The 13789-nt window shown below is 46.1% G+C and carries 14 protein-coding genes; 9 read left to right on the top strand and 5 right to left on the bottom strand.

The window, feature by feature from the left end; all coding sequences use genetic code 11:
• Window positions 1-11 precede the first annotated feature (11 nt).
• Window positions 12-971 (top strand): thioredoxin-disulfide reductase, encoded by a 960-nt coding sequence (gene trxB / locus PAHA3_RS27025; protein WP_062837754.1) that lies wholly within the window; start codon window positions 12-14, stop codon window positions 969-971.
• A 123-nt stretch (window positions 972-1094) separates the two neighbouring features.
• Complete coding sequence (locus PAHA3_RS27020) at window positions 1095-2165, top strand: AI-2E family transporter (RefSeq protein ID WP_313960043.1); 1071 nt, start codon at window positions 1095-1097, stop codon at window positions 2163-2165.
• Between the two features lie 169 nt (window positions 2166-2334).
• Here the strand turns inward: PAHA3_RS27020 and PAHA3_RS27015 are convergent, their stop codons facing one another.
• Genes PAHA3_RS27015 through PAHA3_RS27000 form a run of 4 tightly spaced genes read right to left on the bottom strand, consistent with a single transcriptional unit; the run spans window position 2335 to window position 5739 of the window.
• Window positions 2335-2940: a response regulator transcription factor gene (locus PAHA3_RS27015; protein ID WP_062837752.1), complete on the bottom strand. Its 606-nt coding sequence runs from the start codon at window positions 2938-2940 to the stop codon at window positions 2335-2337.
• Complete coding sequence (locus tag PAHA3_RS27010; RefSeq protein WP_062837751.1) at window positions 2937-4076, bottom strand: sensor histidine kinase; 1140 nt, start codon at window positions 4074-4076, stop codon at window positions 2937-2939. The genes PAHA3_RS27015 and PAHA3_RS27010 overlap by 4 nt, the downstream gene beginning before the upstream one ends.
• A 9-nt stretch (window positions 4077-4085) precedes the next feature.
• Window positions 4086-4823, bottom strand: coding sequence for an ABC transporter permease (locus tag PAHA3_RS27005; RefSeq protein ID WP_062837750.1), 738 nt, complete (start codon window positions 4821-4823; stop codon window positions 4086-4088).
• A gap of 1 nt (window position 4824) precedes the next feature.
• The gene (locus PAHA3_RS27000; RefSeq protein WP_371327968.1) at window positions 4825-5739 is read right to left on the bottom strand and encodes an ABC transporter ATP-binding protein; all 915 of its coding nucleotides are present in this window, start codon (window positions 5737-5739) and stop codon (window positions 4825-4827) included.
• A gap of 363 nt (window positions 5740-6102) precedes the next feature.
• Here PAHA3_RS27000 and PAHA3_RS26995 point away from each other — a divergent pair, with 363 nt between their 5' ends.
• From PAHA3_RS26995 to PAHA3_RS26965, 7 genes are all read left to right on the top strand, one after another.
• A complete protein-coding gene (locus tag PAHA3_RS26995; protein WP_062837749.1) occupies window positions 6103-7053 on the top strand; it encodes an ROK family glucokinase in 951 nt (316 codons plus the stop codon).
• Between the two features lie 51 nt (window positions 7054-7104).
• Window positions 7105-8004, top strand: coding sequence for an RNase adapter RapZ (rapZ, locus tag PAHA3_RS26990; protein WP_017691251.1), 900 nt, complete (start codon window positions 7105-7107; stop codon window positions 8002-8004).
• Window positions 8005-8017: 13 nt separating this feature from the next.
• Window positions 8018-9004, top strand: coding sequence for a gluconeogenesis factor YvcK family protein (locus PAHA3_RS26985; RefSeq protein ID WP_017691250.1), 987 nt, complete (start codon window positions 8018-8020; stop codon window positions 9002-9004).
• A gap of 6 nt (window positions 9005-9010) precedes the next feature.
• On the top strand, window positions 9011-9949 hold the full coding sequence (gene whiA, locus PAHA3_RS26980) for a DNA-binding protein WhiA (RefSeq protein ID WP_062837748.1): 939 nt from the start codon (window positions 9011-9013) through the stop codon (window positions 9947-9949).
• Window positions 9950-10207: 258 nt separating this feature from the next.
• Window positions 10208-10477 carry an HPr family phosphocarrier protein gene (locus tag PAHA3_RS26975; protein ID WP_017691248.1) on the top strand — a complete coding sequence of 90 codons (270 nt, stop codon included), beginning with the start codon at window positions 10208-10210 and terminating at the stop codon, window positions 10475-10477.
• A gap of 156 nt (window positions 10478-10633) precedes the next feature.
• A complete protein-coding gene (locus PAHA3_RS26970) occupies window positions 10634-11386 on the top strand; it encodes an SIMPL domain-containing protein (RefSeq protein WP_062837747.1) in 753 nt (250 codons plus the stop codon).
• A gap of 388 nt (window positions 11387-11774) precedes the next feature.
• Window positions 11775-12872, top strand: coding sequence for a stalk domain-containing protein (locus PAHA3_RS26965; RefSeq protein ID WP_062837746.1), 1098 nt, complete (start codon window positions 11775-11777; stop codon window positions 12870-12872).
• A 170-nt stretch (window positions 12873-13042) separates the two neighbouring features.
• On the opposite strand, the gene clpP is transcribed toward PAHA3_RS26965, so the two are convergent.
• Window positions 13043-13639: an ATP-dependent Clp endopeptidase proteolytic subunit ClpP gene (gene clpP / locus PAHA3_RS26960; RefSeq protein WP_017691245.1), complete on the bottom strand. Its 597-nt coding sequence runs from the start codon at window positions 13637-13639 to the stop codon at window positions 13043-13045.
• Between the last annotated feature and the right edge of the window lie 150 nt (window positions 13640-13789).

The raw sequence follows: 13789 nt of genomic DNA, 5'->3' as shown, positions 1-13789 counted from the left end.
GCTGTATCTATATGTCTAAATACAGAACGATTGTGATCGGAACGGGACCTGCGGGTCTGACAGCAGCGATATATCTAGCTCGTGCTAATCTGAACCCACTAGTTATCGAAGGTCTTCAACCGGGTGGTCAATTGACGACGACAACGGAAGTTGAGAATTTCCCTGGTTTCCCGCAAGGTATCATGGGTCCGGAACTGATGGACAACATGCGTAAGCAAGCGGAACGTTTTGGAGCGGAATTCAAAAATGGTTGGGTAGAAGAGGTTGATTTCAGCAAACCGCCCTTCAAGATCAAAGTTGGAGGAATAGGTGAACTGGAAGCTGAATCGATCATTATCTCCACAGGTGCTTCCGCTCGTTATCTCGGTATTCCGGGCGAGCAGGAAAATGTGGGACGTGGTGTAAGTACATGTGCAACATGTGACGGCTTCTTCTTTCGCGGCAAAAAAATCGTGGTCGTTGGCGGTGGTGACTCCGCCATGGAGGAAGCGAGCTTCTTGACTCGTTTTGCAACGGACGTCACATTGGTTCACCGCCGGGATGAGTTGCGTGCATCCAAGATTATGCAGGATCGGGCTCGCAGCAATGAGAAGGTGAAGTGGGCACTGAACCGTACTCCTCTTGAGGTCGTGCCTGAAGCGCTGGGTGTCAAAGGGCTGAAGGTGCGTAACAACGAGACGGGGCAGGAAGAGTTGCTTGAGGCAGATGGCGTATTCGTTGCCATTGGTCACACACCGAATACCGGATTCCTGGGTAATGCGATCGCACTGGACGAACATGGCTATGTTGTGGTTAAACCGGGAACAACGGAGACCAATATTCCGGGTGTATTTGCCTGTGGTGATGTTCAGGATACAAAATATCGTCAAGCCATTACGGCAGCCGGATCAGGTTGTATGGCCGCGATGGATTGTGAGAAGTTCCTTGAAGGAAGCATTGTGCATGACTGGAGCGAAACGCTGGATAAGTAAGCATGACATGCGTGAGGTTAGGCATATGTTAGGAATAAGAGACAACGGGAAGTCTCATGAAATGAGAGAAGCCGGAAGGCTTCTCTTTTTTTGAAACTACAGTGGGCATGAGTTCGTATACATATGGGGCATATTAGCTGTGAGGTGAAGATTTTGGGGGAAATGATAAAGGATTGGTTACAGAATGCAACAGTGAGGCGGTTTTTGATTCTGCTCTTGTTCTGTTTAATTTTGTTCAGTATGGGGAGTATGCTGCACATGATTCTGCTGTTGTTCCTGGTGACATATGTCATGAACAGGTTGCAGCATTTCATTACAGGTGGTTTGAATCGGTTATTTAAAATCAATTATAAAGTCGTGGTCATCCTGCTCTATATGATCGTTATCGCAGTGATTGTACTGGGTATCTCCAGATATTCACCACGGATTGTTGATCAGGTCGTTCAGTTGACGAACGAGATTATGAAATTTCTGGACAGTGCAGATGGTGATAATTTTGCATCCAAGATTGCGGGTTACCTTCAATCCTTCGATATCAAAAACTACACCAATGATGCATTGAAATATATTTTCGCTTTGAGCAAATGGTTGGAGTTTATTCTGCTTGTTATCATTCTGAGTCTGTTCTTCTTGTTGCAGAAGCAGGAGATATCCAAATTCACATCCAAGTTCAAAACAAGCAAAATCGGCTGGTTTTATACTGAAGTAGCTTACCTTGGGGACAAGTTCGTATCTTCTTTTGGTAAAGTTATTGAGGCTCAATTGCTGATTGCCGTATTCAATACGGTGCTGACAATGCTGGGGCTCTGGATTCTAGGCTATCCGTACTTGTTCGCGCTGACCATTCTCGTATTTATGCTAAGTTTGGTACCCGTGGCAGGGGTGATCATCTCTCTGGTGCCGCTCTGTCTGATTGGATATCAGATGGGTGGACTGAAACTGAGTATTATCGTGATCATCATGATTATTATCATTCATGCGTTGGAGACGTACTTCCTGAATCCAAAGCTGATGGCACACAAGACCAAATTACCGATGTTCTACACCTTTATCGTGCTGATTCTATCGCAGCACTTCCTGGGGATCTGGGGACTGATCATTGGTATTCCAATCTTTGTCTTCCTGCTCGATATTCTGGATGTAAACAAGATGGAGAAGACAGAAGAGCCGGTACGTGTGGAAACGAAGTTATAACGTATAGCTGAAGAACGGCTGAATGCTGTGTAGTAACGATGTGTATAAAAAGATTAAAACGCCTCCAGTTCGCTGGAAGGCGTTTTTTCTATGCCATACACCAGAAGGTGTAATGGATCGTGAATGAAGTTCTATCTGGACCATATGTCTTGTATCGCGAATAAAAGTCCTATGACAGCCAGCCTTTCTCCTCGGCAATGGAGACGGCTTCCATCCGGTTCTTGGCATCTAGCTTGGCAAAGGCCTCTGATAAATAGTTACGTACAGTCCCGTAGGAGAGATGTAGAGAAGTAGCAATATGATTGGCATTCATCCCGGTGGCAGCCAGCTTGAGCACTTCCTTCTCCCGTTCTGTTAGCGGGTTGACGGCTTTGGCGGCGCCAAAAACAAGCTCAGGTGAGACTTCCCGCCCACCGTTCATTACACGTCGAATGGCCTCGGCTAAACGGTCACTGGGCTCATCCTTGAGCAGATAGCCCTGAACTCCGGCTTGTATAGCCCGTTCCAGGAATCCAGGTCGAGCAAACGTTGTGAGGATGATGATCCGACAACTCAGACCAAGCTGCTGAATGCGTTCAGCCACATCAAGTCCACTCATCACAGGCATTTCAATGTCCATCAGGCAAAGATCTGGCTGGAGAGTAGCAATCTGCTTCAGAGCTTCCTCTCCATTACCCGCTTCTCCAATGACTTCAAAATCATCTTCAAGATCAAGCAGGGAGGCTAGAGCACCACGCAGCATACGCTGATCTTCGGCAATTAATATACGAATCATAATGATATCCCTCCTTGTGGCTCGCTGGCGATTAAGGGAAAGAAAACGACGACTCGGGTTCCTTTAGAACCGGAGGAAATCTGAAATGACCCATCGATCAAATCCAGGCGCTCGGACATTCCCTTCAGCCCGTTTCCATGATGTTTATCTGAACTGATGCCAATGCCATTATCTTGGACCATAATCCTGATTCCATCAGGTATTCGTTCAATTTGAATAATCCCTATAGTGGCTTTGCTGTGCTTTACGATGTTCGTTACGGACTCAAGAATGCAGAGACTTGCCATGTTCTGAGTCAAATCAGGCACATCAGCATAAGATCCTTGTTTTCCGATCAGTCGCAGTTCAATGTTGGCACTTTTCAAGGTTTCTTTGGCATCAGCCAATGCCTCCACAATGCTGATTGCCCGCATATCGGAGACAAGTTGACGTACTTCTCGTAAGGCAGCACGGGAGGTGCGCTCAATTTCGCGTGCTTCTTGAATGGCACGTTCGGGATTTTTGGCGATAAGTTTGGTAACAAGTTCACTCTTCAATGTAATCAAAGAGAGCGTGTGCCCCATCGTATCGTGCAGATCCCGGGCAATACGCATGCGTTCTTCTCGTTTGATCAGCTCTTTAATATGCTGGTGCGCTTCATCGAGCTTGGCTTCCAACTGCTGACGATCTAGCATGGTTTTGATGCCATAGGGAGATATCAGCATGATCAGATAAAACGGAATAAAGAACAGTAGCTGCTCGGTACGAAGTTGATCGAGGGCTATGGTAATGACCATCGGAATGGTCTGTATGACAGCGAAGATAAGCAAAAAAAAGCGAAAGGTACGCTTTTCCGAATACCATCCAATGAAATTCGCTGTGAAAAATCCAAGAAAAAACATGTTAGGATCAATGATCAGGCTAAGAATGAGAACACAACCCATTTGCATACAGAGCCAATAGGAAAAAAGATATGTGCCTGCGTTCATGTAGAGTTGTCGATAGGTAAGGACGAAAACGATAAAAGCTGTGATTCCGATGTACTGCTGAAGCCCTCGCTCATTCCACAGATAGTATAAAGGCATGGCTAAATAGATCATCCAGATATATGGATAGACACCGTATCGTTTAGGGAAAAGTTCAAAACCTTGAAGCATGCGTCGAAATTACGCCTCCTTCTGTTTGCTGCGGATATATGTGGATAGTAACATAAATCCCACCAGATATGCTGCTAAAATAAGGATATCTCGCATATGAGGCATATCTCCAGCTATGATGACCCATGCTCCGTTGCCGAAGCTGTGTGAAGGCAACCAGCTGCCGATCTGCCTCAGCCAGTCTGGCATGACATCAAGCGGCATCCACATACCTCCAAGCAAGGCGAGGGAGAGATACAGAGCGTTGCTCAATCCGCTGGCAGTGTCTACCCTGCGGAACGTGCCAATGCATGTACCGAGCGCAAGAAAAGGCAAAGAGCCAGCCAGAATCCAGAGCGCAGAACCAATCCACTGTGATGCCGTGAGGGAAACACCGTTAATCAGATAACCGGATATAAAAATAATGATAATCGAGCACAGGTGGATGAAGGTCTGACCAATCATTTTACCACCAAAATAAATGGAGTTTGGTAGCGGTGTAACTCGAAGATAGGTAATCCAGCCGTGCACCCTCTCCTGAACAAGACGAATACCAAGAGTCATGATAGATGAGCCCATCACGCTGAAGCAGGTCATGGACATCAGATAGTGTGCATTCCATTGCTGAGCATCCACAGCATCTGTGGTAAATATGCGGGTATACAGGATATAGAATAGTACAGGCATCAGTAAAGACCAGAATACAAAATAGACATTACGTGACATGCGAAGCATCTCTACTCGGGATTGGGCCAGCAGCATGGACATCTTAATGATCCTCCTTTATGGTTTCGAGCAATGTTGCGTAAGCATCGTCGAGCTGTCCGGCTTCAATGCGGATCTCCTGAACGGGAAGCTGAATGGTAATGATGTGGCGAATGAGTGCATCTGTATCTTGGGTATGAAGAATGCATCGATTTTTACGATACTCAATCTTGTCTACCCCGGACAACCTTTCAACTTGAGTGCGAATGTCTAAATCTGAGGAGAATGAAAAGGATAGTGTTCGCTTCGTGATTCCGCCTTTGATGCTGTCGGGAGTTCCGTCTGCAACGATGGAGCCTTCATTGAACAGGATAATTCGATCGGCAGCTTCATCTGCTTCGTGAAGGTAGTGGGTGGTGAAGACCACAGTTTTGCCTTGCTGCGCAAGCGCACGGATCTGTATCCAGAAATGCCTGCGGGTCTCGGAATCCATTCCGACAGTAGGTTCATCGAAGAAGAGAACGTCAGGGTCACCGGCCATGGCCAGTGCAAAATTCAGGCTGCGCTTCTGTCCGCCGGACAGCTTTTCTGCTCTTCGATTCAAGGCAGCTGGCGCAAGACCGGTTAAGCCTTCAATCACGTCTGTATCCAGCGGGGTAGGGTAGTAGCTGTGAACCATGCGAATAATCTCTCGGACGGTAAGTCCGTCCATGACACTGACATCCTGTAACATGACACCCATGCGTTGACGAACCTGTTTATGATCCGGTGCCACTCCCAGGACAGTCACTTCACCAGAGGAAGGGCTGGACAGGCCGAGCATCATTTTCATGGTGGTTGTTTTGCCAGCACCGTTAGGTCCGAGTATGGCCACAATCGAGCCGCTGGTGATATTTAGTGAGATATGCCGAACGGCGTGTTTGTTTCCAAACTGCTTGCTTACATTGTTCAAATGGATAACCGTTGAATCCATATTCATCGTTATTCACGTCCCTCGTCTGTTCAATAAGATAATTTCATCTTACTTAAAAAGTCGTGGGTGATTTAGTAAGCATTGTCATAACATTCAGGTGACAGTTGTCATCTTTTATGAATGGAACGAGTGGTGATGCAATATCATGAGTGGAGGCTTCCTCTGTTATAGAGGAAGGAATGAAGCGTGCGTTTATTAATGAAGGTAATGAGGATGTATACGTATTCAAAAATGGTGTGTGATGTGGTTCACAACCCTATCAGAGCAGGAAGGACTTGAGGTCTTATCGTCTTGACCCAGGCGTATCCTTCAATTATAGTTGGTACGTAGGACTTAAACTATTTTAGATAGATAAAGGTGGCTTGCAGCATGTCTGAGAAAATCTACGTTGGGGTCGATCTCGGCGGAACAGCAATCAAGGTCGGTATATGCGATGAACAAGGTCAGCTAATGCATACGTATGAAGGACCGACTGAAGTGGATAAGGGCGTAGACACGGTCATCGCCAACATCGAGAAGTATGTCCGACATATCGTAGCCGAATCACCTTACAGTTGGGAACAGCTTGAGGGTGTAGGTGCTGGAGTGGCCGGTTTCACGAATGTACGTGAGGGAATTATCGTTCATGCCCCTAACATCGGATTTCGGAATGTAGCCATTCGTTCGATTCTGGAAGAACGTCTGGGCAAGCCAATCAAAATAGATAACGATGCGAATGTAGCTGCACTGGGTGAAGTATGGGCAGGTGCGGGCAAAGGCGTAGATAATTGCGTATGTTATACACTCGGTACGGGCGTTGGCGGAGGCTTGATCTTGAATGGTAACATCTATCAAGGATTCTCCGGTATGGCTGGTGAGCTGGGTCATATCAGTGTTGTACCTGATCTGGAGGCCATTAAGTGCGGCTGTGGTAAAATGGGATGTGTAGAAACAGTATCGTCTGCAACGGGTATTATCCGTATGGCGAAGGATGCTGTAGAACGCGGTGATCATACGTCACTGGCACTCGTCGACAAGATTGCAGCCAAAGAAGTATTTGATGCTGCCAAAGCAGGCGATGAAGTGGCACAGCGTATTGTAAACCGTGCGGCCTTCTACTTGGGCAAGTCCATGGCTACTGTAGCAGCTGTCATTAACCCGGAGATGTTCATCATTGGTGGTGGCGTATCCAAAGCGGGCAATTTCCTGTTCGATGAAATACGTACCGTATTTGCTAAGTTGACACCGGAACCGCTGCAAGAAGGGGTTCAGATTTTGGAAGCTACACTTGGTAATAATGCAGGTATTGTAGGTGCAGCAGGTCTTCTCTTGCGTTCCTAGTAACCTCGTAACAATATATGAAGACAGCAATATGATAAGGAGGGGACATTTATGCTTGAAGGTGAAGGCTCACCAGGCACAGGCGCCACGCTCATTATCATTACGGGCATGTCCGGAGCAGGTAAAACCATTGCAGTACAGAGCCTGGAGGACCTGGGTTTTTTCTGTGTGGATAATCTGCCACCGGTATTGATTCCAAAATTTGCGGAACTGATTGAACAGTCAAACGGCAAGATCGGTAAGGTTGCATTGGTTATCGATCTGCGCGGGCGTGAATTCTTTACGGCTCTGTCCGAGTCTTTGAACTATATTAAAGATCATTTTACCATTCATTGCGAAATTTTATTCCTGGATGCTACAGATTCTGTACTTGTTCAGCGTTACAAAGAAAGCAGGCGCAGACATCCGCTGGCTCCTGAAGGTATGCCGTTGGACGGCATCCGGTTGGAGCGCAAGATGCTGGAGGAACTCAAAAACTCCGCTACACAGGTACTGAATACAAGTACAATGAAGCCTGCTCAACTGAAAGAACGCATTATATCCCGCTTTTCTCATCTGGAAAGCCAAATGCTGTCGGTGAATATTACGTCGTTTGGATTCAAGTATGGCATTCCGATCGATGCCGATCTGGTATTTGATGTACGTTTTTTACCGAATCCGCATTATATTGATCATTTGCGTCCGAATACGGGACAGAATAGTGATGTGTATGAATATGTTATGAAATGGCCAGAGACACAGGCGTTTCTGACAAAGCTGCTGGATATGCTGCATTTCCTGATTCCGCAATACCGGAAGGAAGGCAAAAGCCAGGTTATTATTGGAATCGGCTGTACCGGAGGCAAGCATCGTTCGGTAGCAATATCGGAATATTTGGGCAAGATGTTGGGAAGCAGCGAGACTGAAGCTGTCACCGTGAGCCATCGCGACGCTGACCGGGACCGTCATTAAAGAGGGTGAAGGGATGAAAGAGGCCGGACCACGAAGAGAACGTCCGAGAATAGTTGTAATGGGCGGCGGAACCGGATTATCCGTGATGTTGCGCGGTTTAAAAGAAAAACCGCTGGATATCACGGCCATCGTCACAGTTGCAGATGACGGTGGAAGTTCAGGCATCCTGCGCAATGAGCTACAAATGCCGCCTCCAGGCGACATTCGCAACGTGCTTACGGCACTGGCTGATGTAGAACCATTGCTTTCAGATATGTTGAAGTACCGTTTCAATACAGGCGCGGGGCTTGCAGGCCACAGCTTGGGGAATTTAATTTTGGCTGCAATGACGGATATTTCGGGCGACTTCGTGACCGCGGTGCGGGAACTTAGCCGCGTGTTTGCCGTTCGAGGTGAGGTATTACCAGCCGCCGGTCAGGCCGTGGTGTTGCATGCCGAGATGGAAGATGGGACAATTATTACAGGTGAGTCCAAGATTCCGGAGGCAGGTGGACGCATTAAACGCGTTTTCCTTGAACCGGATCACGTGGAGCCGTTGCCAGAAGCGGTAGAGGCTATTCGTCAAGCTGACGCCATTCTGATCGGACCAGGCAGTCTCTATACAAGCATCCTTCCCAATCTGCTCGTACCAAAGCTGGCAGAGGCTGTTGTAGAAGCTGATGCGGTGAAGATGTTTATCTGTAATGTGATGACACAGCCGGGAGAAACAGATAACTATACAGTAAGTGACCACCTTAAGGCGGTACACGAGCATATAGGTCATCAGCTCTTTGACTATGTTATCGTAAATAATGGTGATATTCCGCTGCAAGTGCAGAATAAGTATGCGGAAAAAGGAGCAAAACCGGTTGTATTGGATATGAATGTACTCGAAAGTGCCGGCTATCAGGTGGTTGCAGATACCCTTGTTCTGTTCAAAACCTATCTGCGTCATGATGCCGACAAGTTAAGTCATCACATCTACCAACTGGTACAAAATTGGATGTTACGGAAGAGGTGAAGTCCCATGTCGTTTGCAGCACAGACCAAAAAAGAATTAACCATGATCGAGAGCGAACCGTGCTGCGAAAAGGCGGAACTTTCAGCCCTCATCCGTATGCTTGGTGCGGTGCAGTTATCGAATAAAAAAGTGATCTTGGATATTTCGACGGAGAATGCCGCCATCGCAAGACGGGCATACTCTCTGCTTAAAAAGCATTTTCAAGTGCATACGGAATTACTGGTACGCAAAAAAATGCGGCTGAAAAAGAACAATGTATATATTGTTCGTATTCCAACCATGGTGCAGGAGATTCTCAATAGTCTTCATATTGTATCGGAAGGTTTTCTGTTCACACCAGGGATTCATGCGGAGCTGTTTCAACAGAATTGTTGTAAACGGGCCTATCTTCGCGGTGCATTTCTGGCAGGTGGATCGGTTAATAATCCGGAAGGTTCTTCCTACCATCTGGAGATTGCGTCCATGTATGAGGAGCACTGTCAGGCACTGGTCGATCTGGCGAATGAATTTCATCTGAATGCCCGGTGTATAGAACGGAAAAAAGGATTCATCCTATATATCAAGGAAGGCGAGAAAATCATTGAGCTGCTTAGCATCATTGGTGCTCATCAGGCCTTGTTCAAGTTTGAAGATGTACGGATTATGCGTGACATGCGTAACTCCGTTAACCGGATTGTCAATTGTGAGACGGCCAACCTGAATAAAACCATCGGAGCGGCGGTAAGGCAAATCGATAATATCCGGTTGTTGCAAAAGGAAGTTGGTCTGGAATCACTGCCTGAGAAGCTTCGCGAAGTGGCGGAGGTTCGACTCGCTCATCCGGATATCAACTTGAAGGAAGTGGGCGAACTCCTTAAAGGGACAGTCAGCAAGTCGGGAGTGAACCATCGGCTTCGCAAGATCGATGAGCTGGCTGAGAAAGTACGTACAGAACGTTATGGTTAAGACGGAGTAGGGTAAAGTGACAAGGTCGGCTGTTTCTGTTGAACAAAAACGGAGCAAGAAAGCCTGATGTAAAGGAGCCAGAAGAGTCACTCAGGCAGCTTGGTGCCATGTGCAATGGTAATGAAATGGGGCATCATAATGCCCTCCATAGCACCCTGAGTTTTTTCTTCTAGTGTCCGGCACAGGTTAATGTTATAATGTTGTATAAATATAATTGTGTATTTAATGTCCAGATTTCATAATAGGGGGTAAGTTTCCATGACAAAGCACCCGGTAGTTGTCCGTTTGAAAACGGGTCTCCATGCCAGACCTGCGGCACTGTTCGTTCAAGAGGCGAATAAGTACTCATCTGAAGTGTTCGTCGAGAAGGACGACAAAAAAGTTAATGCAAAAAGTATCATGGGGATCATGAGCCTTGCGATCAGCACAGGTACGGAAATCCAGATTAGTGCAGAAGGCGCGGATGCCGAACAGGCTGTAAACGCTTTAGTTAGTCTGGTAAGCAAGGAAGAGCTTGAAAACCAATAAGATATGATTCTTTCAATGAAGAAGTCCCGAAAGGGGCTTTTTTGCGTTTTTATTGTTTTCGCTATCGTCAAGTGCAACATTATGGAATTTGTCCCGTCTGTTAAGGTATCAAATACTTTAAAGTTTGAGATGTTAACACATAAGGGGGCTATCGTGATGGGTAAACAATGGATGAAACCGTTTGGTGCGGTGCTGGTGGCAAGTACGTTGCTTGTTGGAGGAACAGCATGGGTTGCACCAGGTAACTATGCTTACGCTGCAGAGGTTCAGGGCGTACAACAGAATGTGATTAATGTCGTGGGTAAAGGTGAGATTCAGGTGAAGCCGGATATTGCTTACCTATCCATTGGCGTGAACAGTACTGCAGAGACAGCAGCATCTGCCCAAAAAGCAAATGCTGCCAAAGTTCAAAAGGTATCCAACTTGCTGAAGAATACGTGGAAGATCAGTGCAGATGACATTCAAACCAGTCAGTTCTCTGTACAACCGAACTATACTTATAGCGAAAAAGACGGACAACAAATTAAAGGATACACAGCGCATCATACGCTGACGGTCACATATCGTGAAATGGACAAAATCGGTGAGCTGCTCGATGCTGCTTCACAAGCAGGTGCCAACAACATTGAGAACGTGCGCTTTACTGTAGAAAATCCGGAAAGTTATGAGTCCCAAGTGATTGAGAAGGCTGTTGCCAATGCAGATGTGAAAGCTGGCGCCATTGCAAAAGCGGTTAAACGTCAACTGGGTGCTGTTCTCTCCGTGAGCCAAGGCGATGCCAATGTGCCTGTATTCTATGCAAGTGAGGCTTTGATGTCCAAAGCACTAGATACAGCAGGTGGCACTGAGATTGAAACAGGCCAGGTTAAAGTAAGCACAATTCTGAATATCACGTATGAAATGAAATAAACAAGAGTGAACTAAGAATTGTAAGTTAAAGTAACCTTTCAAGTGTCATTTGAAGGGGTATAACGAAATAATGACAAAGACTTTGTCCTCAGGACAGGGTCTTTTTTTGTTGTAAAATCAAACTTTGATGAAGTTAGAATGGATGATACCCTTTTGAAGATAAATGAAATGCTGTTTTTTGGTATCTTTTTTGTATAGTTGTTCGTGACAAAAAGGTCATATCCCGTTATATTTTCCCTCTGATATTCATCAACATTGTAACTCGAGCTGTAAACCTTTCTGAAATTGGGTTAATTATAATAAAGAGGTGAGCGTATGAGATATGCGATCAGTTCAGGATTACATACGCAATGATCCCTAATTGTAAATTCAGAGAGGAGTTTTATATATGACATCATGGAAAAAATGGACTAGTGCGTTGCTGGCAGCAGGAATTATTGTGGGGAGCGGTGCAGTGTGGCAAGATAGTTCGGTACAAGCGGCTTCTGTATCCTCCAAAGTGAAAACCTTGGCTGAGGTGACCCTGAAATCGGGTGGGAAAACACTGACTCAAAAAGGACTCCTACAAGGAGGCTCAACCTGGGTATCTCTTACGGCAGTCAAAGATGTGGCAGGTGGAGCCTTGAAATATGATGCGAAAACCAAAGAGTATGCTCTGACAGCAGCCAATAACACGATGACCATCAGCCTTTTGGACGGCCAGCCGAGTGTTCGAATTAACAACTATTATCCTCAAGTGGACGCCAAGCTGATCAATGGCAGACTATATATCCCATTCTCGGCGATGAGAGATTATCTGGGTGTGCAGGGGAACTGGGATGGCAAAACCAAAACATTGACGCTCAGTAAGGTGAAACAAAATAGTGTGAACGTTAAAGCGGCAACAGTTAATGTCACTGTGAAAAATGCTGAAGTTGATGTTCAATATCCGCAGGTGAGTGGACTTGCCAGCAAGGAAGCTGAAGCGGCGATCAATAAAGTGCTGAAAGATGAAGTGGATGCATATGTAGCTGACTTCAAGAAACAGACATCTGAGTTCGGAGGCGCAACCGCCAACCGCCCATATGCATTTGAGAGCTCTTATGTGGTGACCTACAATGAAAGAGGCGTGCTGGGACTCATTACACAACGTTACGAGGATTATGCTGGCGCTCATGGCATGACAACCCGTACGGGCCACACCTTTGCGCTGGACACAGGCAAGGAGCTTACGTTAGATGATGTGCTGCAAAACAACAAAACCATGCGTGAGACGGTGGGTAAAAAAGTCGGTGAACAGCTGAAAGCCCGCGGTGGATACCTTGATGGGTACAAAGGGTTAAATAAAGATCAGGATTTCTATGTGACACCAACAGGTGTGGTCGTGTTCTTCCAGTTGTATGAGTATACAGCGTACGCAGAGGGATTCCCTGAAATGCCTTTTACGTATAAAGAGCTTCTTCCTAAAGGCACAGAACCTTTTAGCAATGTAACGGGAACCAAGTAAATAATTATCATCGTGCACTCTTAAGTTATCTTTCTTATAAAATGAAAAAAAGAAGCCCCCATCATGTGATCATGATGAGGGCTTCTTCTCGTATAGACAACATAATTATATGTTGCTGATTACGTTAGGTGTTGATTATGTTAACGCGTAGACCGTGGTCTACGTAACACTTAGATGCCTTGGGAACCTACGTTTTCGATAACTTTATCAATGATACCGTAATCGGCAGCTTCAGCAGCACTCATGAAATAGTCACGATCTGTGTCTTTCTCGATCCGCTCCAGCGGTTGACCTGAACGCTCAGAGATAATGCGGTTCAAGGTATCACGCATTTTCAGGATGCGGCGAGCACGAATTTCGATGTCCGAAGCTTGACCTTGAGCACCACCAAGTGGTTGGTGAATCATGATTTCACTGTTAGGCAACGCAAAACGTTTCCCTTTCGCACCGGCATTCAGCAAGAATGCACCCATGGAAGCGGCCATACCTACACAGATGGTAGATACATCCGGTTTGATGAATTGCATTGTATCGTAAATCGCCATACCGGCTGTAATCGATCCGCCTGGGCTGTTGATGTATAAGTGAATGTCTTTCTCCGGATCTTCCGCAGCCAGGAACAACATCTGTGCCATAATGGCATTAGCCACTACGTCATTAACATCGCTACCAAGGAAAATAATACGATCCTTCAGCAATCTGGAGTAGATGTCGTAGGCGCGCTCACCCCGGTTGCTCTGTTCAACGACCATTGGAATAAAACTCACGTGAAAAACCTCCTCGGAATGTAAATGTTATTGGTGTTTATACTTAAACTGTTACCGTATTACCCACATAATAAACAATTCCAAACAAAAAGTCAAAGAAAGTCAAACTAACTTGCAAAAAAAAGAAACCTTTCCGGTTTCATTGGTTAA

Source organism: Paenibacillus amylolyticus (assembly GCF_001570725.1).
In the GTDB taxonomy this organism is placed as follows: Bacteria; Bacillota; Bacilli; order Paenibacillales; family Paenibacillaceae; genus Paenibacillus; species Paenibacillus amylolyticus_A.
The sequence above is the reverse complement of the archived record's forward strand: the minus strand, read 5'-3'. Positions and strand labels throughout refer to the sequence as shown.

Coding starts and splice junctions, on each gene's coding strand:
- trxB (WP_062837754.1), top strand. CDS start 12: ATGTCTAAATACAGAACGATTGTGATCGGAACGGGACCTGCGGGTCTG.
- PAHA3_RS27020 (WP_313960043.1), top strand. CDS start 1,095: ATGGGGCATATTAGCTGTGAGGTGAAGATTTTGGGGGAAATGATAAAG.
- PAHA3_RS27015 (WP_062837752.1), bottom strand. CDS start 2,940: ATGATTCGTATATTAATTGCCGAAGATCAGCGTATGCTGCGTGGTGCT.
- PAHA3_RS27010 (WP_062837751.1), bottom strand. CDS start 4,076: ATGCTTCAAGGTTTTGAACTTTTCCCTAAACGATACGGTGTCTATCCA.
- PAHA3_RS27005 (WP_062837750.1), bottom strand. CDS start 4,823: ATGTCCATGCTGCTGGCCCAATCCCGAGTAGAGATGCTTCGCATGTCA.
- PAHA3_RS27000 (WP_371327968.1), bottom strand. CDS start 5,739: ATGAATATGGATTCAACGGTTATCCATTTGAACAATGTAAGCAAGCAG.
- PAHA3_RS26995 (WP_062837749.1), top strand. CDS start 6,103: ATGTCTGAGAAAATCTACGTTGGGGTCGATCTCGGCGGAACAGCAATC.
- rapZ (WP_017691251.1), top strand. CDS start 7,105: ATGCTTGAAGGTGAAGGCTCACCAGGCACAGGCGCCACGCTCATTATC.
- PAHA3_RS26985 (WP_017691250.1), top strand. CDS start 8,018: ATGAAAGAGGCCGGACCACGAAGAGAACGTCCGAGAATAGTTGTAATG.
- whiA (WP_062837748.1), top strand. CDS start 9,011: ATGTCGTTTGCAGCACAGACCAAAAAAGAATTAACCATGATCGAGAGC.
- PAHA3_RS26975 (WP_017691248.1), top strand. CDS start 10,208: ATGACAAAGCACCCGGTAGTTGTCCGTTTGAAAACGGGTCTCCATGCC.
- PAHA3_RS26970 (WP_062837747.1), top strand. CDS start 10,634: ATGGGTAAACAATGGATGAAACCGTTTGGTGCGGTGCTGGTGGCAAGT.
- PAHA3_RS26965 (WP_062837746.1), top strand. CDS start 11,775: ATGACATCATGGAAAAAATGGACTAGTGCGTTGCTGGCAGCAGGAATT.